The organism is Streptomyces sp. NPDC059534, assembly GCF_042743475.1.
In the GTDB taxonomy this organism is placed as follows: domain Bacteria; phylum Actinomycetota; class Actinomycetes; order Streptomycetales; family Streptomycetaceae; genus Streptomyces.
On the sequence record NZ_JBHWAQ010000041.1, the window covers coordinates 1 to 19,963 of the forward strand.

General features: G+C 69.4%; 22 protein-coding genes and 2 pseudogenes. 15 read left to right on the top strand and 9 right to left on the bottom strand.

Annotation, left to right across the window (positions count from 1 at the left end; genetic code table 11):
- Nucleotides 1-173 precede the first annotated feature (173 nt).
- From ACFVZH_RS33410 to ACFVZH_RS33420, 3 genes are read left to right on the top strand one after another with little or no spacing between them, the layout of a single operon-like run.
- Nucleotides 174-749: a DNA cytosine methyltransferase gene (locus tag ACFVZH_RS33410; protein WP_384903328.1), complete on the top strand. Its 576-nt coding sequence runs from the start codon at nt 174-176 to the stop codon at nt 747-749.
- A gap of 14 nt (nt 750-763) precedes the next feature.
- A complete protein-coding gene (locus ACFVZH_RS33415; RefSeq protein ID WP_384903330.1) occupies nt 764-1,480 on the top strand; it encodes a DNA cytosine methyltransferase in 717 nt (238 codons plus the stop codon).
- The gene (locus ACFVZH_RS33420) at nt 1,477-1,680 is read left to right on the top strand and encodes a hypothetical protein (protein WP_384903332.1); all 204 of its coding nucleotides are present in this window, start codon (nt 1,477-1,479) and stop codon (nt 1,678-1,680) included. Before ACFVZH_RS33415 ends, ACFVZH_RS33420 begins: the two co-directional genes overlap by 4 nt.
- Here the strand turns inward: ACFVZH_RS33420 and ACFVZH_RS33425 are convergent.
- A complete protein-coding gene (locus ACFVZH_RS33425) occupies nt 1,667-2,206 on the bottom strand; it encodes an RICIN domain-containing protein (protein ID WP_384903334.1) in 540 nt (179 codons plus the stop codon). The genes ACFVZH_RS33420 and ACFVZH_RS33425 overlap by 14 nt on opposite strands.
- 639 nt (nt 2,207-2,845) lie before the next feature.
- Between ACFVZH_RS33425 and ACFVZH_RS33430 the strand changes: the two genes are divergently transcribed.
- The 3 genes and pseudogenes from ACFVZH_RS33430 (at nt 2,846) to ACFVZH_RS33440 (ending at nt 4,590) form a co-directional block, all read left to right on the top strand.
- Nucleotides 2,846-3,262: a hypothetical protein gene (locus tag ACFVZH_RS33430; protein WP_384903336.1), complete on the top strand. Its 417-nt coding sequence runs from the start codon at nt 2,846-2,848 to the stop codon at nt 3,260-3,262.
- Between the two features lie 170 nt (nt 3,263-3,432).
- Nucleotides 3,433-3,987 (top strand): hypothetical protein, encoded by a 555-nt coding sequence (locus ACFVZH_RS33435; RefSeq protein WP_384903338.1) that lies wholly within the window; start codon nt 3,433-3,435, stop codon nt 3,985-3,987.
- Nucleotides 3,988-4,045: 58 nt separating this feature from the next.
- Nucleotides 4,046-4,590, top strand: a pseudogene (locus ACFVZH_RS33440) (hypothetical protein).
- A gap of 77 nt (nt 4,591-4,667) precedes the next feature.
- Here ACFVZH_RS33440 and ACFVZH_RS33445 read toward each other — a convergent pair.
- Entirely contained in the window at nt 4,668-5,183 is a 516-nt protein-coding gene (locus ACFVZH_RS33445) for a hypothetical protein (RefSeq protein ID WP_384903340.1), read from the bottom strand.
- A gap of 641 nt (nt 5,184-5,824) precedes the next feature.
- Here ACFVZH_RS33445 and ACFVZH_RS33450 point away from each other — a divergent pair.
- Both ACFVZH_RS33450 and ACFVZH_RS33455 read left to right on the top strand, forming a co-directional pair.
- Entirely contained in the window at nt 5,825-5,932 is a 108-nt protein-coding gene (locus tag ACFVZH_RS33450; RefSeq protein WP_384903342.1) for a LysR family transcriptional regulator, read from the top strand.
- A 30-nt stretch (nt 5,933-5,962) separates the two neighbouring features.
- Nucleotides 5,963-6,547, top strand: coding sequence for a hypothetical protein (locus ACFVZH_RS33455; protein WP_384903344.1), 585 nt, complete (start codon nt 5,963-5,965; stop codon nt 6,545-6,547).
- 319 nt (nt 6,548-6,866) lie between these two features.
- Here the strand turns inward: ACFVZH_RS33455 and ACFVZH_RS33460 are convergent, their stop codons facing one another.
- On the bottom strand, nt 6,867-9,803 hold the full coding sequence (locus ACFVZH_RS33460; RefSeq protein WP_384903346.1) for an ABC transporter permease: 2,937 nt from the start codon (nt 9,801-9,803) through the stop codon (nt 6,867-6,869).
- A gap of 2 nt (nt 9,804-9,805) precedes the next feature.
- A complete protein-coding gene (locus ACFVZH_RS33465; protein ID WP_384903348.1) occupies nt 9,806-10,552 on the bottom strand; it encodes an ABC transporter ATP-binding protein in 747 nt (248 codons plus the stop codon).
- 195 nt (nt 10,553-10,747) lie between these two features.
- Here ACFVZH_RS33465 and ACFVZH_RS33470 point away from each other — a divergent pair, with 195 nt between their 5' ends.
- Nucleotides 10,748-11,041 carry a molybdopterin dinucleotide binding domain-containing protein gene (locus ACFVZH_RS33470; RefSeq protein ID WP_384903349.1) on the top strand — a complete coding sequence of 98 codons (294 nt, stop codon included), beginning with the start codon at nt 10,748-10,750 and terminating at the stop codon, nt 11,039-11,041.
- A 10-nt stretch (nt 11,042-11,051) separates the two neighbouring features.
- Here ACFVZH_RS33470 and ACFVZH_RS33475 read toward each other — a convergent pair whose 3' ends face one another.
- Genes ACFVZH_RS33475 through ACFVZH_RS33485 form a run of 3 tightly spaced genes read right to left on the bottom strand, consistent with a single transcriptional unit; the run spans nt 11,052 to nt 12,816 of the window.
- Nucleotides 11,052-11,909, bottom strand: a complete 858-nt coding sequence (locus ACFVZH_RS33475) for a universal stress protein (protein WP_384903351.1) — start codon at nt 11,907-11,909, stop codon at nt 11,052-11,054.
- Nucleotides 11,906-12,586: a CBS domain-containing protein gene (locus ACFVZH_RS33480; protein WP_384903353.1), complete on the bottom strand. Its 681-nt coding sequence runs from the start codon at nt 12,584-12,586 to the stop codon at nt 11,906-11,908. Before ACFVZH_RS33480 ends, ACFVZH_RS33475 begins: the two co-directional genes overlap by 4 nt.
- The gene (locus tag ACFVZH_RS33485) at nt 12,586-12,816 is read right to left on the bottom strand and encodes a phosphopantetheine-binding protein (RefSeq protein WP_384903355.1); all 231 of its coding nucleotides are present in this window, start codon (nt 12,814-12,816) and stop codon (nt 12,586-12,588) included. The genes ACFVZH_RS33480 and ACFVZH_RS33485 overlap by 1 nt, the downstream gene beginning before the upstream one ends.
- Before the next feature lie 306 nt (nt 12,817-13,122).
- On the opposite strand from ACFVZH_RS33485, the gene ACFVZH_RS33490 reads away from it, so the two are divergent.
- Together ACFVZH_RS33490 and ACFVZH_RS33495 are read left to right on the top strand one after the other, a co-directional pair.
- Nucleotides 13,123-14,022: a universal stress protein gene (locus ACFVZH_RS33490; protein ID WP_384903356.1), complete on the top strand. Its 900-nt coding sequence runs from the start codon at nt 13,123-13,125 to the stop codon at nt 14,020-14,022.
- Complete coding sequence (locus ACFVZH_RS33495; protein ID WP_384903357.1) at nt 14,022-14,720, top strand: helix-turn-helix domain-containing protein; 699 nt, start codon at nt 14,022-14,024, stop codon at nt 14,718-14,720. Before ACFVZH_RS33490 ends, ACFVZH_RS33495 begins: the two co-directional genes overlap by 1 nt.
- Nucleotides 14,721-14,905: 185 nt before the next feature.
- Here the strand turns inward: ACFVZH_RS33495 and ACFVZH_RS33500 are convergent, their stop codons facing one another.
- Together ACFVZH_RS33500 and ACFVZH_RS33505 are read right to left on the bottom strand one after the other, a co-directional pair.
- Nucleotides 14,906-15,442 carry a hypothetical protein gene (locus ACFVZH_RS33500; RefSeq protein ID WP_384903359.1) on the bottom strand — a complete coding sequence of 179 codons (537 nt, stop codon included), beginning with the start codon at nt 15,440-15,442 and terminating at the stop codon, nt 14,906-14,908.
- A 416-nt stretch (nt 15,443-15,858) separates the two neighbouring features.
- Nucleotides 15,859-16,716 (bottom strand): universal stress protein, encoded by an 858-nt coding sequence (locus tag ACFVZH_RS33505; protein ID WP_384903360.1) that lies wholly within the window; start codon nt 16,714-16,716, stop codon nt 15,859-15,861.
- A 224-nt stretch (nt 16,717-16,940) separates the two neighbouring features.
- On the opposite strand from ACFVZH_RS33505, the gene ACFVZH_RS33510 reads away from it, so the two are divergent.
- The 4 genes and pseudogenes from ACFVZH_RS33510 (at nt 16,941) to ACFVZH_RS33525 (ending at nt 19,690) form a co-directional block, all read left to right on the top strand.
- Entirely contained in the window at nt 16,941-17,846 is a 906-nt protein-coding gene (locus ACFVZH_RS33510; RefSeq protein ID WP_384903362.1) for a universal stress protein, read from the top strand.
- A gap of 452 nt (nt 17,847-18,298) precedes the next feature.
- Nucleotides 18,299-18,412 (top strand): annotated as a pseudogene (locus ACFVZH_RS33515) (CBS domain-containing protein); the annotation flags it as partial.
- Between the two features lie 319 nt (nt 18,413-18,731).
- A complete protein-coding gene (locus tag ACFVZH_RS33520; RefSeq protein ID WP_384903364.1) occupies nt 18,732-19,190 on the top strand; it encodes an Hsp20/alpha crystallin family protein in 459 nt (152 codons plus the stop codon).
- Nucleotides 19,187-19,690, top strand: coding sequence for a flavodoxin domain-containing protein (locus ACFVZH_RS33525; RefSeq protein WP_384903365.1), 504 nt, complete (start codon nt 19,187-19,189; stop codon nt 19,688-19,690). Before ACFVZH_RS33520 ends, ACFVZH_RS33525 begins: the two co-directional genes overlap by 4 nt.
- Nucleotides 19,691-19,963: the final 273 nt, after the last annotated feature.

Sequence of the window (19,963 nt, forward strand, 5' to 3'; positions counted from 1 at the left end):
TTCCCACTCCGCGTTCGTCAGATCCCCACGGCTCATACAGCCAGCCTGACCTCAACACCCCGCCCCTGTCAGGAGATCCAAGAAACAGTGCCTAGTGCCCACCTTCGACGTTACTTGGTGCGGACGCCATCGAGGAAAGACAACCGAATGCACAACCGAATAGAGGCACCAGCGTGAGCTTTACTCTCACGGATTTCTTCTGCGGCGGTGGCGGGTCGTCGTCGGGCGCCGGCTTCGTCGAAGGCGTCGGCGTCCGGATGATGGCTGCGAACCACTGGCCGCTTGCGGTCGACGTGCACAACGACAACCACCCCGACGCCGACCACGACTGCGCGGACATCTCCCAGGTCGACCCCCGCCGCTTCCCGAAGACCATGATGATCTGGGCGAGCCCGTCCTGCACGAAGAATTCCGTCGCGAGGCGTGAAGGCCGACCCGAGGACATCGCCGGCGAACGCTCCCGGGCGACCATGTGGGACGTCCAGCGATTCGCCGAGCATCACCGGTACCGCTTCGGGTTCGTCGAGAACGTCTGCGAGGTCCGCAAGTGGGTGGGCTTCCGCGCCTGGAAGATCAGCCTGGAGAATCTCGGCTCCTGCCTCCACGCGGTCTTCCTCAACGCCGCCTCGCCGGGCAGGCCGGACCGGCCGCCGACCAATGGCGAGACCGCTGGTTCTGCCTGTTCCACCCCAAGGGCACCCGCTGCCCGGACATCGAACGCTGGACCTCACCGCGGGCCCGCTGCCTGAGCTGCGCAGCCGACATGGACGCCCGCCGGACCTGGAAGAACGGCAACACCGCGGGGAAGTACGGCAGGCAGTACATGTACTGCTGCCCGCGCTGCGAGGTCGAGGTAAAGCCGATGGTCGGCGCCGCCTCGAGCATCGTCGACTGGTCGATCGAGGCCCTGCGGATCGGTGACCGGGCCCGGCCGCTCGCCGAGAAGACGATGGCGCGGATCAGGGCGGGGCTGGAGAAGTACGGGACGGCCCTGGTGCCGGTGGAGGGGCGCGACGGAAAGCAGCCGCACTCCGTGGACCGGCCGATGCGCACGTGCACGGGTAAGAACGAGACGGGGCTCCTGGTACCGGCCGGCGGCACCTGCAACGACTCCGCTTACGTGACCGATCAGCCGGCCCGGACGGTGACGACCCGCGAGACCACGGGTGTCGTCGTGCCGCCGTTCATCGCCGAGCTGCGAGGCGGCAGCTCGAAGAACCGCCCGGTGTCGGAGCCGCTGGCGACGGTGTGCGCGTCGGGCAACCATCACGGCCTGGTCGTGCCAGAGCCGGCGCTGTCGGTGGAGGACTGCGGCTTCCGCATGCTCCAGGCCCACGAGTACGCGGCGGCGATGGCATTCCCGGATACGTACCGGTGGCGCGACTCGAAGCGCGCCCGGGTCCGGATGGCCGGCAACGCCGTCCCTTGCAACATGGCGCGCGACCTCGTCGCCTGCGGCGTCGAATCCATCGGCTCATGAAGCCCCGCGTCGTCTGCGCCAGGTGGGGCGACCGGTGGCTGTACGTCGCCGAATGCCCCTGCGGCTGGCACTACGAAAGCTTCCACGTCGACTGGGAGTTCATCGTCACCATCGCCACCGCCCACGGCTGGCTGACGGAACATGAACCGGCGGGCGTCGGGCAGGTGCCCGGCGCCCGCCCAGGGCTCACGCGGCCGTGATGTAGAAGTACTGGTTGGGCTGGTAGGTGCACGTCCACAGCCGCGCGGGGGCGCCGTTCTGCGTGCCCCAGTCGGCTATCTCCAGGCACTTCTGGGGGGAGTACGCGTTGTCCATGCGGAATCCCTCCCCGCCGTAGAAGAGCTGGTTGAGGCCGTAGTGACAGCCCCACTGATTGGCGGTCGCGCCATTCCCGGTCGCCCAGCCGCCGATCTCCAGGCACTTACCGCTGTTGACGTTGATGTAGTAGAACGCGTTGGGGTCGTTCGCCAGGCCCCAGCGGTACCACTTCTGGTTGTCGCCCTTGGTGCAGGTCCACTGGCGGACGGCCGCGCCGTCCGCCGTGCTCCAGTCCGCTACCTCAAGACACTTCCCAGAGTGCCTCGCCTGGATCTGGACAACGCCCATATAAATGACGGACGGCGTGGCGGCCTGGGCCGGAGCGGCCGAGAGGCCGAAGACGAGGCCCAGGGAGGCGGCAAGAACAAGCAGCCCGTGCCTGGCACGGGCAAACGCGGTGAGTTTCATGGTCCTCTGCAATCAAGAAGGGAGCATCCGGCGACCGGCCGGAAACGCCGTTCATGATCGCATAGCTATGCGACGTAACTGATCCTCCAAATCGCCTACTTGAGCTGCGACACGTCGTAGGTTCCGACGATCCGGGGGAACCGATCCCTCCCCCTCTGCTTGGCAAGCGCCGATGAACATCTGATCAAAGCTCGCGACCGCGCCGTCCGCCCGGCTCATGAGATGCTCACGCAAGCAACGCCCTTGGCAGACGAGTTGGAGGCAACCGGGCTGACGGGAACGCTGGTCGAGATGGAACTCATCGGCCGCCCGACTCCGCCAGCGCTCAGTCGTCGCGGTGTTGAGACGTGATCGAGAGCAATACTGGACGCCCGTGGATCGGCCTCGGGCGGGGTGCCTCGCGGGACGCGGAGCATACCTTCCTGTGGTGATCGCCTCGAGGTCACCGATAGGCCAATGTTGCGAAGGCGGGTCGGGAAGGCAGACCCGCGCTCAGCGCAGTCAAGGAAGACGGCACAACCGAGGCCAAGGCAACCCGCGGTGCCGCGCTTTGAGGGCGGCCGGCACATCGACGCCCCGAATCCCGCGTGGCATGGTCCACTTGGCCGGTCGCACTGGCTGCCGCTACGGAAATGGGGCATGCCAATGGACGGAGACGAGTGGCTGCACCGCTACGGTCTTCATCCTGTCGGCGCGGGCATCGACGAGGTACGCAGGCTGCTCGAAGTACGCGGCGGGCTGGAGCGGCATGCTCAGGGTGACGGCGACACCGAGCTGATGAAGCTGTGCTGCGTTCAGCTGTTCAACGCCGGCAGGCTCGACGACGTACCGCTCATCTGGAGGGCCAAGTCCGCCAGCATGGACGCCGAGTGCTCGATCGACATCCAGTTGCCGTGCGGGAGCGGACTGGCCAGAGCCAAGGCGTACCTGTCGTCCCAGCATCTCCTCGACGCTCTAGCGGCGCGGCAGCGACTGCTCGGCTGTGAGATGGCAGGCGACTTCGAGAGCTTCTCCGTCGAAGAGCGCTCCGCCCAATACGCCGCCTACTACGCGTAGTCAGGGAACTGCCGAGCTTCCGAGCCCGGCTCACACCCCATCACCGCGCCGAAGCACGGCGAGAAGTCCGGCTTAGCACCCACAGGCATTGATGACTAATCCTCCGCCCCTGCGGGCGGGGCCCGGCGTTCACCGCTCGCCATTCGTCCACCAACGCTCCTGGAGCCATCGTGTTGATCCGGATACGCCCGCGCCGCCTGGCCGGTCTGCTGCTGTCGACCACACTCGCCGCCGGATGCCTGACCGGCTGCTCATTCCTCTCGCCCTTCAAGAACTGCGAAGGAACAGAGAGCCGGGTGAAGGACCTCGCATCACTCCGCATCCTCGAATCCAGGCCACCGGCAGCGACACTCCCCAAGGACTTCAAGGATGTTGAGTCCGGGTGCATCGACGACAGTGGAGACGCCTGGCTGTTTGCCGAGCGCACCTATGCCTTCCCCGGCACCAGAGCCGAGGTAATCCAGTACTACCGGACTGCGGCGGAACGCGACGGCTGGAAGCTGGAGCAGGACTCCGAGCGGCCGCCCGTCCCTGAGGAGACGGCGGGACTGTGCTTCGCCAGAGGCGGCGACGGGCAAGTCATGTTGCTGACGCTCTATTTCATGACCGCCCACGACCTTGCGATCGAGGGCTGCAAGACCGGGGCCGAATTCGCCTCCGGGTCCGGCTTCCGCATCGCGGCCGGATCGGAGACCGACGGAGCCATCACAGGGTGCTGGGACTAGATGATCGATTCCAAGGGATCGGCTGCGCGCAAAAGAGGAGGGAGTCCAACGTCAGTGTGTGAAGACAGAGTTGAAATCCCTCGCTACCGCACTCTATGTGAAGACTGGCGACTTGCTGAAGGCGTCACCGCATCTGGCACCCTATCGTCCGGCTGTCGGGATCGCTCCGCAACTGACCGATGCGGAGCTGGTCACGCTCGCGATGATGCAGGCCATGCTGGGCTTCACCTCTGAGGCCAGGTGGCTTCTGGGCCCAGTACGGGTACTCCGCGAGCCACAGCCGCTTCTTCTGGGGCCGTCGGCTGCTTCGGCCGCGGCTTCGAGCATCTGTTGGCCGAGCAGGGCATCCGGCTGCTGCGGCCGGCCCGGAAGGGCGAGCCAGAACGGCCCGGCGCACCAATATTCAAGCCCTTGCGGCAGGTCATAGAGTCGGTCAACGAGACCTTCAAGGGCCAACTCGACCTCGAACAGCATCGAGGGCGCACACCCGACGGCGTCATCGCCCGCGTCATGCAGCGCATCCTCGCACTCACGGCCGCGATCTGGCACAACGACCACACAGACGAGCCCGTGCTGCGTTCACTGACCGCCTACGACCACTGATCATGTCCGTTGCCATGGGAACCGGGCCGTCTATCACTGAATTACCGCTGGGCGGGCGCTCACCCGGCGATCTCTGCTCAGCGGCGCGGGGTGCGATGGCGGCGGTGGTAGGAGATGGTGACGGCGGCGAGGAGCGGGCCCCAGAGGAACAGCGGTAGGTAGAGGATGCCGACCACGAGGCTCCCGGTGGGCGTCATGTCGGCGTGCGGAAAGTTCCACCACCAGGGTGTGAAGGCCCAGAGCACGGTCAGGGCCGCCGCGCCGAGGGCGGCAGGGACCACGGCGGCCATGGGGCGGACTCTTCGCCCTCCGATCAGCGGTATCCAGTGGGGCACGACCTCACCCCACGGCCGTACCAGACCGATCGTGAGGAAGGCTGCGAGCTCGCAGACCACGCTGAGTGTCAGCATCCATACCTTCGCGCCGATCGTCTGGAAGCTCTCGAAGCCAACGTCGGTGTATCCGGCCGGGTATCCGAGCACCAGGGCAATGCGCCACAGTCCGCTCGGCAGGACCACCCATGTAGTCAGATGCGCAGCGCAAACAGCCCAGCGGGGCGGCGCCGCTGCGGAGATGACCGTCGAGTCGCTCATTTGAATGTCCATGCCACACATCGTCACGCGTCGTCAAACAGACTTCATCACCCTGCGCGACGGACTCAGACGGCCCTGTGGAGCGACAGCGGGACGGTGGCCTCCCCCACGTGGGGGAGGCCACCGTCATCCTCCGAGGCCATGGCCTCCGCGAAGCCTGCCGCGCTGCTCCGACACGGGGTCAGCCAGCGGCGGTTGGGTTCCACGACAGACATGCTGGATTCATTGACAAGCGACACAACCCTTGGAATCGATCATCTAGGGGCTGTCTTGCCGATCATGCCGGGCTCGCGGCGCCTGGCACCGTGCCTCGCCGCGTTGTCGTCGATCGCCAACTCTCCGCGTTGACTCCCTCTTCTGCCGTGCGGGTGAGAGCCCTCTCCCGAAGGGGGTGGACGTGAACGATCCACTCGGCGCATGACTGACCGAGACCTCGCCTGCGACATCGGCCAGAAGCAGCCCCGCAGACAGCACCAGGCGCAAGGCCACGACGCCTCAGACGCACACGCGACCAGACGCGCACAGTGGCGGAGGAGGGAGTAGCGGTCGAGGCCGCACGAACAGTGCTCAGGCCCGCCACGCTAGGTGCCACCCCGATCGCAGCGGGAATGCCGCTTCTCCAGCGATTGTGCTTGGTAGGCATGACCGTGGAACTGTGGCATCTGCGCGCGTTCATCGCCATCGTGGAGGAAGGCGCGGTCACGCACGCCGCTGCCCGGCTGCGTATCGGCCAGCCCGCCCTCTCCTGAACCCTGAAGGCGCTGGAGACGCACCTCGGTGTGCGGCTGTTCGACCGCTCCACCCACCACCTGCGACTCACCGACGCCGACGAGTCCTTCCGCAGTCGCGCGGCCGCAGCTCTCTACGCCGCCGAAGCGGCCTTCGACCCCGACCGCGTGGGCCCCTGGCCACTGCGCCTGGGCCACGCCTGGTCCGCCTTCGGCCATCACACCGCCACCGTCCTGCACCGATGGCAGCAGCTTCACCCCCAGATGCCCCTGCAGCTGCTGCGCACCGACGACAGCCTCGCCAGGGCCGGGCCGACGCGGTCCTGGTGCGAGGCCATGTCCGTCACCGGTATCCGCAACAATATGCTCTTCCATGAACAGCGGATGGCCGCCCTGTCCTCGCACAACGACCTCGCCAAGCGAAGTGAGCTCGCCGTCGACGACCTGGCAGGTCAGACCCTGATCATGAACACCGTCTCGGGACCACCTCGCTCCGACTATGGGCCCCCGAGCACCAGCCGGGTCGCATCGCAGAGGTCGGCAACATCGGCGACTGGCTCGCCGCCCTTGCCGCCGACCAGGGCTTCGGCGTCACCACCACAGCGACCGCAGACGTCTACCCCTACCCCGGCGTGACCTACCTGCCCCTCACCGACGCACCCCCCCGTACCCGTCAACCTTGCCTGATCCGACCCGCCCAGCCACCCCGCGGTCCCCGACCTCGCCGTCTTCATCCGCGAGATCGCCCAGCCCACCAAGAACGATGCGAACGGACCCGAGTAGGCCCGCCGGACAGCGACGGGCCTGAACGCCGGAGTATCCGGCAGGCCCTGCGGAGTCTTCGGTTCGCGACGAGATCTGACAGCGAGGCAGCGGAGGAGCGGGCTCGCACCGCGCTCTCTGGCCTCGTCAGGAAGACACGCGGATCAACTTCACACGGTCGGACGGCTGTGCGTCATTCGGTGATGCGGACCGCGAGGGCGGGGCGGATGGCGGCGGCGCGGCGTGCCGGTCCGATCGTGGCGAGGAGCGACGCGGCGAAGGTGGCTGCGGCCAGGCCGCAGATGCTGGTCCATTCGACCGGGAAACCTCCTTCCAGGCCCTCGAACGCGGCGCTGTTGGCGTACATCAGCCAGGTGGTGAGCACGCCCAGAAGAGATCCGAGGATGATTCCTTCCACGGCGACGAAGGTGCTCTCCCACAGGAAGGACCGCTGCACGGTCCGCGCCCGGAAGCCGAGGGCCCGCAGGATGCCGATGGTGCGTCGGCGTTCGCGTACGGCTCGGACCATGACGACGCCGAGGCCGGTGATGCCCACGCCGAGGCCCAGGGCGAGGAAGCCCTGCATCAGTTGGAAGAAGGCGGTGCTGGAGTCGAACTGTTGGCGGATGTCCGACTCTATGGGTGTGGCCACCAGGCTGGCCGAGAGCTGCTCGCCCTGGAGTTGGGTTGCCAGGGCGTCGGGGGAGGTGCCGGGACTGGTTCTCACGAGTGCGGAAGCGTTCTGGGCCTGGGTGCCGAAGAGCTCGCGCGTCGCCTGCTCTCCCATCACCACGGGGTAGGTGGTCGAACTGGCGCCGGTGCCGGGGTAGAAGACCAAGCCGTTGCTGAGCACGCCGGCGATGATCTTCTGTTCGCTGTGGCCCGTGCGGGGGTCCGTCAGGGTGAGGGTGTCGCCGGGGTCGTAGTAGTCGCCGGCCGGGCCGCCGGTGCTGCCGAAGAAGCCGTCGAGTACGACGTAGCGGGGGTCGGAGGCGAGGGCCCGCCACACGGCGGCGTCGTTCGTCAGGCCGGGCAGGCGTTCCCTGAAGGTGATTCCGGTGATCGCTCCGTCGGGCACGCCGACGACGGCGGTGTCCAGCGGTCGGGGGCCGCGGTGTCCCGGATCGGTGGCCCGCCCCGTGGCGTTGAGCAGGGGTGTCACGGCGGAGACCCCGGCGGCCGACGGACCGCTGCGGAGATCGGAGAGCAGCCGGTCACCGGCGACCTGGTGGTTGTAGTCCAGTCGCAGGGAGTATCCGGCGGTGGCATCGGCGACGACTCCGTCTACTCCGGCGCGGATGATGCCCGAAATCTCCGTAAGCAGGACGAGGACGAACACGATCAGGGTGTACATCACCAGCGTCGCGCCGGTCCTGAACCGCTTGGCCAACGGATACGCGACCGCGAGCCGCGCCGCCAGGCCGCCTTCCGTCGGGCGTTGGAGGAGCCGTCTTACGGGGCGGAGCAGCGTCTTCTGGTTGTCGCTGACGAGCACTACCGCGGAGAAGGCGGCCAGGGCGCCCTGGATGACGTACACGGACATGGAGGGAGTGTCGAAGATCCGGGGACGTATGACGGGTGCCAGGAGTGTCCAGGCGAGCACGGTGCCGGCGACGAGGGTGGTGGTCGTGTGCCGGGGGAGGACGCGCAGCAGTGCCGGAGTGGCGAAGGCGAGGGCGAGCGCCGGCATGAGGTACGTCGCGTCGGGCTGGCTGCGTGCCACGGCCGGGACGGCCACGAGCGCGCACAGGACGGCCAGGGTGGTGGAGACCACGAGCAGACGGCGGTGCGGTCGTTGTCCGGGCGTGGCGGGGAGGTCGCGGATGGCGGCGATGATGTTGAACCTGCTGATGCGCACGCTGGTCGCCAGGATCGCGGCGAAGGCGATGAGCAGGCCCATGGCCAGTCCGTTGAGGACGCTGGTGGGAGTGACGGCGAACGCGATGCGGAGGCTGCTTCCGCCGACCGACCAGCCCTGGAAGATCTGCGCGGCCACCACGGCGACGCCCCAGCCGACGGCGACTCCGATGGCCACTCCCGGCAGCGCGGACAGCAGCGCGTAGGTGGCCCCTTCGAGGGTGAAGGACCCGACAAGGCGCGAGCGCTTCATCCCCACGGCCCGCACCATGCCCATCTGGGACTTCCGCTCCTCGCCGAGCATGACGAAGATGTTCACCAGGAGCAGCGCGCCCGCGATGATGCTGAAACTGCCGATCATGAGGAACAGGGCTCCGAGGGAGTCCCCGGCCTGCTTGGCGTCGCGCAGGACGGTCTGCTTCGGCGTCTCGATCGCCGTCTGCCCGGCGAGCGGGCCCAGAGCCTGCCGGAGGTCGGCGGCCACCCGGTCGGTCAGGGCTTCGCCGCTTTCGACGCCGCCGCGATTGGACACGAAGGTGACCGAGCGCGGCTCCACACCGGCGCCCCGGGCAGCGGAGTCCAGGGCCTTCGGTGGCAGGAACACGTCGCGGTTCAGCCTGCCGCCAAGGCCCACACCGGCCAGACCCTGCTCCGGCACCACACGCTCGACCCTGTACGTCTGCGGCGTCCCGAACAGATACACCGTGATCGGATCCCCGGCTCCGACGCTCAGGGACTGGGCCAGTGGCTCGTTGACCACGACCTGGCCGGGCTTCGGGTTCGGTCCGCCGAGACCGGAGTCGCCCCCTGGGGCGCCGAAGCGCGCCGCCTCGTCGAAGTCCATCTGCCAGGCCAGGACGCGCGGTTCGGCGGCAGTGTGGTCCCCGGCAGTGCTGACGGCGGATGCCTGGGTTGCCTGGGCGTTCAGGATTCCGTCGATGTCGGGATTTCCCGTCAGGCCGGCCAGTCGTTCGGTGACGGCGTGCCCGGTCGGCCCGGGGGGCGCGACGACGCGTTCGTCCACGGGTCCCAGGGTGCGGTACGCCTCCTGGCGTACGGAGAAGTTCAGGGTGTCGCCGACGACCAGGGCCCCGATGACGATGGCCGTGCCGAGCATCGATCCACCGATCACCAGCGCCGCTTCGGTGCGCCGACGCGCGACCTGGCGGAAGGCCAGCCGCCGTGACACCGGTTGCCGGACGGCGACCAGCACCAGGACCGCGAGGGCGAGGGCCAGGGCCGTGAGCAGCGGGATGAGGAGGTTCGGGTACATGGTCAGCCCAAAGGGAAGTCGGGGATCACGGCCCGGGCGGCGCCGGCCTGGCGGACGTCGTCGACCAGCCGCCCGTCGCGCATCCGGATCAGTCGGGGCACGCGGGCGCCGATGGTGCTGTCGTGGGTGACGAGGACGATCGTCTGGCCCTCGTCGCGGTTGAGCTCGCACAGCAGGTCCATGACCTGGTCGGCCATCGCGCTGTCGAGGTTGCCGGTGGGTTCGTCCGCCCACACGATGGCGGGCCGCCCGGCCAGGGCGCGGGCGATCGTCACCCGCTGCTGTTCACCGCCGGACATCTCGCTCGGCCGGTGCTCGACCCGGTGTCCGAGGCCCACGCGGTCGAGCATCTCCAGAGCCCTGCGTCGCGCTTCACGCGGTCGGGTGCCCACGAGCAGCAGCGGCAGTTCGACGTTCTCCACCGCGGAGAAGACCGGAATGAGGTTGAACGCCTGGAAGACGAAGCCCATGGTGTGGGCCCGGTGCTCCGTGCGCGCCGCGTCCGACATGGCGAACAGGTCATGGCCGTCGATCTCCACCCGGCCGGCGTCGATGTCGTCGAGCCCCGACAGACAGTTCAGGAGCGTGGTCTTTCCGGAGCCGGACGGTCCCATGACTCCCACCATCTCCCCGTGGCGCACCAGGAGATCCAGGTCGAGCAGGGCCGTGACCTCCACGGAGCCCGTCCGGTAGATCTTGCGTACCCCGGTGGCGGCGAGGAGAGCCCGGTCGGCGTTCATGTCTTCCATACCAGCCTCCGGAAGGAGTCGACGGCTACGGCCACCCAGGCCCGGAAACGGGCCGAACGGCCCAATCGCCGGGTCCCACCGGGAGGCCCGCATCATCCCTCTCGCCGCCGCGGTCAGGCGTCCGCGGTCACCCGGGCGCGTCGCCGGAGAGTAGTCCGGACAGCAGCGGCGGCCAGGGTTCCCGCGCCGGTCGAGGTGGCGGCGAGGAGCCTTCTCGGCGCATCCGACTGCCTGGACCTGCACCCGGCAGACGCCGCCTGGTTCGGTGCGCGGGACGGCACCCCGGTCACCGTCGAGAGCCGCCACCGGCAGGCGCGACTCGTCGCCGGCGTCGGGACGGAACTTGTTCCCGGGCAGGTCTTCTGCGCGTTCCACTTCCCGGCCGGCGGCGTCAACTCCCTCACGTCGGAGCACGCCGACACCGTGACCTCGTGTCCGGAGTACAAGGTCACGGCGGCACGGCTACGTCCGACGGTGGCCGACGACTGACCGGCAGCGATCAGTCGTGGGGGACGAGGGCTACGGGCGCCGGGCTGTGGTGCAGGACGGCGTGGGCCACGCTGCCGATGTGCGCGCCGAGCGTCGAGTGGCGGGTGCGCCGGCCCACCACCACGAGGGAGGCGTCCCGGGCGACCGCCACCAGTTCGAGTCCGGCCGATCCGACTGCCACGCGGGCGACCGCCTCGACGTCGGGATACTTCGCCCGCCAGGGTTCCAGCGTGACCTCCATCGAACGCTTGATCTCCGGCACCATGGAAAGCCGGAAGTCCGGGACCATCGCGGGCCCCATTCCCGCGTGCAGCGGAAGCTGCTGTGCGTACACGACGAGGACCTGGGTGTGCCGTCGCGCGGCTTCCTCGAAGGCGAAGCCCAGCACGGAGTCCACGGTCTGCCGCATGTCGGCCCCGACCACGACGGGTCCCCGTGGAGTGCTTGCCGCGCTGACGGCCCGAACGAGCACGACGGGACGCTCGACGACACCAGCGACCGTCAGGCCGACCGAACCGAGCAGGTATCCGGCCACGCTGCCCAGCGCCCGTGAGCCGAGGACGAGCAGATCGCTCTCCTCGGCCGCGGCGACGAGACCCGGTACGGGCCCCGAGGGCAGCAGCCGTGAGGTCACCGACAGACCGGGATGGCGCTCACGCAGTTCACCGGCGGTGCGCGCCATCATCTCTCTGGCCCAGGGCTCCTCGGACTCCCACTCCACGAGCGGGAGAGCGGCCTCCGGCACTGGTTCCGTCGCGTGCACCAGATGCACGTCCGTGTCGCGCAGCAGCGCCTCCTCGGCCGCCCACTCCGCGGCTGCCTTCGATTGCTCCGTGCCGTCCAGGCCGACCACGATGCTCCGCGTCATGATCGTCCACCTCCTCGATCGGTGTCGTCGACGTCGTACGTGAGACGGGTGCAGGAGACCGAGACCACGCCGTCCACCGTCGCGCACATACGCTCGATCGCCGGCGCCATGCCCCGGAAGGGCAGCCTCCCGCCGAGCTCCACCCGCCCGTCGCGCACGTCGACGGCAAGGGAGGTCGGTCCGAGACGCAGCGTGTCACCGAGCACGTCCTCGACGATCTCCCGGCGGATGTCGTCGTCCTCGCGGAGGTAGATGCCCAAGAGGTCACGCCGACTCACGATGCCCAACAGGCGGTCGTCGTCGTCGACGACGACGAGCCGCTTGACTCTCTGGACCTCCATGAGCCGTGCGGCCTCGGCCACGGTCCACTCCGGGCGGGCGCACACCGCGGGGGCGGACATCAGCTCTTCTGCCCGTGTTCCCTCGGCCTTCGCCCGTTCCCACGTCTCCAGGTCCGGAACGGCAGGCATGTCACTCGGTGCGGCGGCCCGGTCGGCGGTCTTGCGCAGCAGATCGCCCTCCGACACCACCCCGACGACCCGGCCGTTGCCTTCCACCACGGGTACGGCGGTCACCTGGTGCTGCGAGAGCGTCCGGGCGACCTCCTTGAACGGGGTGTCGCCGCGGACACTCACCACCTCACGGGTCATCAGCTGGTCGATCCTGCGGCGGTGCATCACCCTCTCCTTCCTTGCGCGGGCGCACTGGCCCCGGCCACCAGGCGAGCGGCGCAGCCGTCCCAGGTGTCGAGGGCCGGATAGTCGTCCTCGGTGAGTTCCGTGGCGCTGAGTTCGGCGAGGGCTTCGACGAACTCGAGGAAGTCCAGCGGATCCAGCTCGAACGTGTCCCGCGGGGACACGCCGGGATCGAGCCCGGTGAAGTCGGCGTCGGGGACGACACGCTGCACGGCTTGCCGGACGAACGCCTTCGCCTGGTCTGGTTCACAGTTCCTCCGGTCGTTGCAGGAGCCTGTCCGGTACTCCGGCACCCCGAGTCCTGTTGCTGCGAGGGTGTCGCCTTCGGGCGGCGGACGACAAGGGCCGAAAGGGGCACGTCGAAACCTGGGCAGCCCTGACACGGACCGTCTTCAGCGTCGCCACCGCCCCTGGTCCGGGCGGGCCGTGCCCGGGACCGACCGGCCCTATCCGGTCGCTTCCGCCCGGTGCGAGCCTGGGCAGCAGGCCACCTCACGAACCGGAAGGCGGTGGGCACGATGGAATCGCCCCTGGTGGTAGGAGTCGATGGGTCCGACGCCAGTCTCACGGCCCTGGACTGGGCCGTCGACGAAGCGGTACGGCACGCGCTTCCCCTGCGCATCGTCCACGCCTCCCTGTGGGAGCGGTACGAGGGAGTCGTGCCGGCCTGGAGCACGGACCGCCCCTCGGGCCAGATCCTCGCCGAGAACATCGCCGCCATTGCTGCCGAACGCGCCCGGCGCCGTGCACCCGACCTCCCCCTCACCACGGACGTTCTCGCCGAGGACGCGTCCAGTGCGCTGCTCAGGGAGGGGCGGGAGGGCACGACCCTCGTCGTCGGGTCACGTGGGCGCAGCGGGATTGCCGACCTCCTGCTCGGATCTGTCAGCCTCATCGTGGCCGCCCGGGCTCACTGTCCGGTCGTCGTCGTCCGTGGAGACCGACATGCCCTGGAATCACGCCACGGGCGCGTCCTGCTCGGCGTCGGTGAGCACGACCTGGACTCGCCGGCTGTGCGGTTCGCCTTCCGTGAGGCGGCCGTCCGGGACGCGGAACTCGATGTCGTACGCACCTGGCGACGGCAGGCCCATGAACCGGCCGACCACCTGCTGATGAGGCGCGCCGGGGCGGCCTACTTCACGGAAGGGGCTTCCGAACTGCTCGACAAGGCCCTTGAGGCCGCGGCGTCCGAACATCCCCAGGTGCGGCTGCGCAGGAGCACCGTCGAGGGCCCCGCCCACAGAGTGCTGACCGAGCGCTCCGCCGCCGCCGACCTGCTGGTCGTCGGTGCCAGGCGCCGGGACGGGCTCGTCGGCCTGGAGCTCGGCAGGGTCGCCCACCGTGCCCTGCACCACGCCTCGTGTCCGGTCGCCGTCGTTCCTCAGCGGGCTCCGGAGACCATGGAAGGAGACCGGTGATGAACACGGCCGGTACCCCGCATCCCTCGCACGCCACGAGCGACCTCGGCCGCCGCGTCGCATCCAGGCGCAACCAGCTCGGCCTGTCCTGGGAGGACGTGGCCGAACGGGCCGGCTCGACGCCCGGCTACGTCGCCTACGTGGAAGAGCAGGCGGCCACCCCGGGGATCGAGTTCCTTCTCCGGCTTGCGAACGCTCTGGAGACCACTGTCCAGGATCTCACCGGGTACACGGCGGACCTCGCGCCAGGAGGAGCCCGCGCAGGGTACCGGGCACGGATGGAGGAGATCGGCGCGGCCGAGTGCTGGGAGCTGCTCGACGGCCACGGCGTCGGCCGGGTCGCCGTCGAAGGACGGGACGGGCTGGCGGTGTTCCCCGTGAACTACCAGGTCGTCGACGGGGACGTGGTCTTCATGACTGCTGCTGACTCGACCCTCGCCCGCGCCTCGGAGTCCGGCGCGGAGGTCGCCTTCGAGGAGGACCACCTGGACGAAGCCTTCAGCCAGGGCTGGAGCGTGCTCCTTGTCGGTCCGTCACGCACGGTGTCGGAGGACACCGAGGTGCGGAGGATCAAGGACGCTGTCCACTCGGCCCCGTGGGCGGGGGACGGCCGGGACACCCTGGTGACCCTCTCACCGCGCCGGGTGACCGGCCGGCGCATCCAGGTGCCGGGCGCGCCGGGCGGGCCCGCTGCCTAGACGGTTCCGCTTGGGTCTGGGGTTTCGAGCCGGACAGGTTTCGAGCCGGACAGGGAGAGCCGGCTCGATCTGGACCGGACCGAGTGAACGGCGACGGCGCCCGGCCGGCGTCCAAGCGACGGCCACGCCGAGCAGCTCGCGTATGCCACACGGCTGGTGCGTCCGGCCAGGGGGCGGCCGTGGCGTCAGTGCTCGCTGGTGGTGATGTAGATGCCGTGCCAGGTGTGGTCCCACACTGCGCCGGTGGAGGCGTTGACCGACAGCATGCCGCTGATCTCGCCCGATCGCAGGGTGTGCAGGGTGTAGTAGCCGGGGAACGCCTCGGCCTCGCCGACGGTCAGGTCGCTGCCCCGCTCATGCAGCCACCTCTGGGCGCGCTCCTGCGCCTCGCCGGGGGAGATCCGGGTCTCGGTCCGGCCGCGCTGGTGCATGCCGTAGTCGGTGTTCCACATCATCGCCGGCCCATACTCGATCCCGGTGTCGCCATCGGACGGATCAACGAGGACCTCAGTCGCCGGCTTCCCGTCACGGGTCTGCAGTTCGGCGTAGAAGTTCTTCGAGAACTGCATGACTTCACCGACACGCAGGTTGAGCCGGTCGGCGAAGGTGTCGGCCTGCTGGCGGGCCTGGTCCAGGGTCTCGACCGGGGTACCGTCACCGCGCTGCCAGTAGCCCCCGCCCATCATGCCGGGACCCCACGTGCAGTCATCCCGGCCTGTCATTCCTGGCCCCATGCCCGGCCCCCACGAGTCCCAGTCGTCGCCGGACATGCCCGGCCCCTGGCAATCGCCGCCGGAAGGGCTGGGTTGGGCGGCGGCCGCGCTCAGGGGCCTGCCGCCGGCGGTGCTGTTTCCGGCCGCACAGCCAGCGGCCAGCGCGAGGGCCGCCAGTGCGGCTGCGGTCCGTCTGCTCGTGCTGGACATGATCATCACCCTTCCGGGCCGTTCTGTGTCCCTACTGACCGACCCGGGTACGTTCTCTTCAGTCTCGCCCCGGACGCAGAGACCGCCGAGGGCTGTTCGGGCCCGGCCGTTGCACCGATCGGCCCGTGCGTGACAAGACCGGACTGCCTTGAGGCCAGCGATTACCGTCCGCGATGGATCCATCCGTGTGCGGTCGAAGTCCGAGTCGCGTCCGCTCACATCAAGGGGACGACGGCGACCGGTGCGGGGCTGTGGTGAATGGCCGCGTGGGCGACATGGCCCAGATGCGGGCCGAGGGGGATGTTCCGACTCCGGCGTCCCACGATCACGAGTCGCGCGGTCTGCGCCGCCTCGACCAGCTGGTACGCGGGCGAACCCACCACTGACTTGGCCTCCACTGCCACACCCGCGTACCGCTTCCGCCACGGCTCCAGCAGGTCGTCCAGCCCCCCGAGAAGGTGCCCACCCAGCTCCTCGCCGATCCCCGGGTCCACGATGGCCGCGTAGCCGTACGAGGAGGGAAGCGTCCAACTGTGCAGGAACCGCAGCGGCAGGCCCCTGCGGGCGGCCTCGTTGAACGAGAAAGCGAGCAGGGCTTCGCACGGGTGGTGGATGTCGACACCAACCACGATCCCGCCTTCGGCAGCCACACGGTGGTGCTCCGGTCGCACGAGGACGACCGGCTGTCGCGCCGAGCCGACGACGGCGAGCGAGACCGAGCCGACGATGAAGCCGCGGACTCCACCGAGCCCGCGCGAACCCAGGACCGTCAGATCGGCTTCGTCCGCGGCGGCCGTCAGTCTCTCGGCCGCCCGGCCACGCGCACGCTCCGTGAGCACCTTGAGGCCGGGATGGTCATTCCGCGCGCGGTCCGCCTCGCTCCGCAACAGGCCCTCGGCCCGCTCGGCCAAGGCGCGAGCGTGAGACGCGGGCACCTCCGGGGTGTTCGGCCACTCCTCCACGTGCACCAGCCGGAGGGGCACTTCGCGCAACACCGCTTCCGTCGCCGCCCAACCCACGGCGGCGAGGCTTTCCTCCGAGCCGTCAAGACCGACGGTGACCTGGGCTGTCATGGCGTGCCTCCTCAGTCGCGTCCGCTCCGTTCCGTCCGTGGGCCGGATCGAGCAGGGCACTCAGACTTCAGGCTGGTCCCCCCGTCCTCCCGGCAGCAGGGCCGGGCAGGTCTCGATCGGGGCCGAACGGCCCATCCCGAGGAAGCCCACCACGATGCCAGTGTGGAAGATGCCGCCCCTCGGGACGCGCTCCCGAGCCTCGCGTGTACCCCGGAGGAGGAGCCATGACCAGCGAGACCCCCGCCCGACCGGAGCTCGGCAACGTCGTCGTGGGAGTCGACGGGTCCCCCTCCGCACGCACGGCCGTGCTCTGGGCCGCCGCCGAGGCGGACCGACGGGGGCGGGCGCTGCATCTCGTCCACGCCGCCGACACCGACCGCCGGGCCCTCTTCGCCAATGCCGAGACGCTTCAGGCGGTACGTGAAGCGGGTCGTGACCTGCTGGCCGAGGCCGCGAGTGCGGTCCACGGCCTTTATCCGGACCTTGCCGTCACGAAGGAGCTGAGCCGTCGGGAGCCGGTCGCCGGTCTTCGTGCGGCCGCCGGCCACCGAGGCACGATCGTGGTCGGTAACCGGGGGCTCGGTGGATTCTCCGCGCTCATGCTCGGATCCGTCGGTCTGGGTGTGGCGGCCCGCGCAGAAGTTCCCCTGATCGTGGTCCGTGGAGGCGGTGACCGTCCCGCGTCGGGCTCCGTGACAGCAGCCGTGCACGGCGCTTCGGATCTGGGCTGGCTGCTCCTCGCGGCCGCCGAGGCCGACGCCCGCAAGGCGGCGTTGCGGCTGGTGAGCGTGTGGAACGTGCTCACCCACGTCGGCAGTGTCGCGACCATGCTGGACGACCTCGACGGGATCGCGCGACAACGCGTGCAGGAGATCAAGTCGCTCGCCGACCTCGTGCGTGAGTTCTATCCCCGGCTGATCGTCAGCCATCACGTCGAGGCGGGCACGAGCACGCCCGGGATCCTGGTGGAGGCGACTGCCCACACCGATCTGCTGGTGGTGGGCAGAGAACACCGCGTCCTGGGCGCAGGCCCGTCCCTGGGGCGCGTCGCCCATGTCCTGCTCCACCACGCCCACTGCCCGGTGGAGATCGTCCCTCCCGCCTTCGCCACCCGGGTCGCGGAGACGTGAACGAGATACTGCTCGGAGTCGACCCGCGGGAGCAGTCGGTCCCCGCTCTCCTCTGGGCCGCCGACGAGGCTGTACGAAGAGGACTGGCGCTCCGGCTCGTCGTGGCGGTCCCCCCTTCCCACCACGGGCTCCGGTACGACGCGCTCGCCCGCCAAAGCGCCCTGGGTATCCGCGCGGAGTCGGCGATCGCCAAAGCGGTGGCGGGCTGGGCCGAGAGGTATCCGGATGTCGCCGTCTCCGAGGAGGTCCGGCGAATCCCTCTCTGTGGTGGTCGGTGGCAGAGGCCGTGGCAAGACCGCCTCGCTGGGCGAGAGGACCAACGGGCTCGGGGCGCGGGCATTCGCGTCCCTCCGGGATTCGCCACCACCGCCCCGGACAACCGGCTGCACGGCATCATCACCGACCGGGACATCGTGGTGAAGTGCCTTGCCAAGGGCAAGGACCCCCGACAGATGACGGCCGGATACCTCGCCCAGGGCAAACCTGTCACCGTGGACGTGGGCGCCGACAGCGAAGAGGTACTCCGCACCAAGCATGACCACCGCATCCGCCGCTTGCCGCCCGTGACAGACGACCACCGCCTCGTCGGCCTGATCAGTGAGGCGGACCTCGCCCGGCGCCTCCCGGAGGACGGGTGGGTCACTTCGTCGAGGAGATCTGCCGCTGACAGCACCGGCGCCGTGGCGCCATGGGCCGGTCGGTCCCCTCCCGGTGCGGCCCGTTCGGCCCCCTCGGACAGCCCCCTTGGACACTGCGCCACGCGACCTCGTGGGTGGAAGAGTGGGTTGTGGACTCGGACCGAACTCCGCAACCCATCCGCCGCCTGTCCGCACCGACTCGGGTCCACGGCGACCGTCCTGGGCCCCGTACACGAGGAGCAGAGCAATGGCCGGAGGCAAGGTGGAACGCAGGCACAGCCTCTTCCCCGATTTCAACGACTGGTTCAACAGGGAGTTCCCAGGGCTGCCCGGGTGGCGCCCCGCGACGGCTGCTCATTCCATTCCCGTGGAGGTGACCAGCGGTGACGGCGTGTACGTGCTGCGGGCCGAGCTGCCGGGGATGGACCCGGACGACGACATCGGCATCACCGTCGACGACAACCTCATCACGGTGAGTGCGGAGCACAGCGAGAGCATGGAGGACAAGGAGCACTCGGAGTTCCGCTACGGATCGTTCCGCAGAACCGTGCGCCTCCCGGGCACGATCCTCGCCGACGACGTCGAGGCGTCGTACGCGGACGGCATTCTCACCATTCGCGTCCCGATGCCCGACGAGGAGACCACGTCCGTCCGGACCGTTCCGGTGAAGCGGACCGACAAGCGGGCCGGGGGAGTAGCGTCATGAACGCCAAGCGTGTCCTGGTCGCATACGGCAGCAAGGCCGGCTCTACTGCCGGCATCGCCGAAGAGATCGGCAAGACGCTCCGGGACGACGGTTTCGACGCTGTCGTCCTGCCGGCCGACACCGTCACCGACGTGAGCGGATACGACGGCGTCGTCCTCGGCGGAGCCCTCTACGCCGGGCACTGGACCGGCAAGGCACGACGGTGCGCCCGGCGCAACGCCGAACAGCTGAGGCACCGGCCTCTCTGGCTGTTCAGCAGTGGTCCCGTCGACAGTTCCGCGGAGCAGCGCGACATTCCGCCCGTACGAGGAGTCGCCCGGCGGATGAAGAAGCTCGGTGCCCGCGAACACATGACCTTCGGCGGCGCAATGACCGCCGAGACCTCGGACCCGGTCGCCCGGCACATGGTGAGCCGCGGCAAAGGCGGCGACTTCCGCAATCCGGAACGCATCCGGGCATGGGCCCACCACATCGCAACGGAACTCGACGCCACCCACTGAATCGGGCCCCCGACCGGCCGGCGAGCCACCCCAACGGGAGGTGCGGCATGCCCCACCACGAGCCGTCATGGAGCGGGACCACCCCGCCCAGGAGACTCGCGAGACGCGCCGCCCTGGTCTTCGTGCTGATGGTCGCCCTGATCTGCGGTGCCGTGGTCGCCGGGAGCCTGTGGACGGCCGGATCCAAGGCCGACCGAGAACGTGCCGTCCACCGTCATCAGGTGACCGCTACGACCACTGGGCCGGCCAAGGACCCACCCGTCGCCACCAGGT

What these genes read in the sequence shown, in the direction of transcription:
- ACFVZH_RS33510 (WP_384903362.1), top strand. Translation starts at nt 16,941, where the DNA reads ATGACCAGCGAGACCCCCGCCCGACCGGAGCTCGGCAACGTCGTCGTG.
- ACFVZH_RS33495 (WP_384903357.1), top strand. Translation starts at nt 14,022, where the DNA reads ATGAACACGGCCGGTACCCCGCATCCCTCGCACGCCACGAGCGACCTC.
- ACFVZH_RS33480 (WP_384903353.1), bottom strand. Translation starts at nt 12,586, where the DNA reads ATGCACCGCCGCAGGATCGACCAGCTGATGACCCGTGAGGTGGTGAGT.
- ACFVZH_RS33415 (WP_384903330.1), top strand. Translation starts at nt 764, where the DNA reads ATGGACGCCCGCCGGACCTGGAAGAACGGCAACACCGCGGGGAAGTAC.
- ACFVZH_RS33460 (WP_384903346.1), bottom strand. Translation starts at nt 9,803, where the DNA reads ATGTACCCGAACCTCCTCATCCCGCTGCTCACGGCCCTGGCCCTCGCC.
- ACFVZH_RS33505 (WP_384903360.1), bottom strand. Translation starts at nt 16,716, where the DNA reads ATGACAGCCCAGGTCACCGTCGGTCTTGACGGCTCGGAGGAAAGCCTC.
- ACFVZH_RS33520 (WP_384903364.1), top strand. Translation starts at nt 18,732, where the DNA reads ATGGCCGGAGGCAAGGTGGAACGCAGGCACAGCCTCTTCCCCGATTTC.
- ACFVZH_RS33475 (WP_384903351.1), bottom strand. Translation starts at nt 11,909, where the DNA reads ATGACGCGGAGCATCGTGGTCGGCCTGGACGGCACGGAGCAATCGAAG.
- ACFVZH_RS33450 (WP_384903342.1), top strand. Translation starts at nt 5,825, where the DNA reads ATGACCGTGGAACTGTGGCATCTGCGCGCGTTCATCGCCATCGTGGAG.
- ACFVZH_RS33430 (WP_384903336.1), top strand. Translation starts at nt 2,846, where the DNA reads ATGCCAATGGACGGAGACGAGTGGCTGCACCGCTACGGTCTTCATCCT.
- ACFVZH_RS33490 (WP_384903356.1), top strand. Translation starts at nt 13,123, where the DNA reads ATGGAATCGCCCCTGGTGGTAGGAGTCGATGGGTCCGACGCCAGTCTC.
- ACFVZH_RS33525 (WP_384903365.1), top strand. Translation starts at nt 19,187, where the DNA reads ATGAACGCCAAGCGTGTCCTGGTCGCATACGGCAGCAAGGCCGGCTCT.
- ACFVZH_RS33465 (WP_384903348.1), bottom strand. Translation starts at nt 10,552, where the DNA reads ATGGAAGACATGAACGCCGACCGGGCTCTCCTCGCCGCCACCGGGGTA.
- ACFVZH_RS33500 (WP_384903359.1), bottom strand. Translation starts at nt 15,442, where the DNA reads ATGACAGGCCGGGATGACTGCACGTGGGGTCCCGGCATGATGGGCGGG.
- ACFVZH_RS33420 (WP_384903332.1), top strand. Translation starts at nt 1,477, where the DNA reads ATGAAGCCCCGCGTCGTCTGCGCCAGGTGGGGCGACCGGTGGCTGTAC.
- ACFVZH_RS33425 (WP_384903334.1), bottom strand. Translation starts at nt 2,206, where the DNA reads ATGAAACTCACCGCGTTTGCCCGTGCCAGGCACGGGCTGCTTGTTCTT.
- ACFVZH_RS33445 (WP_384903340.1), bottom strand. Translation starts at nt 5,183, where the DNA reads ATGAGCGACTCGACGGTCATCTCCGCAGCGGCGCCGCCCCGCTGGGCT.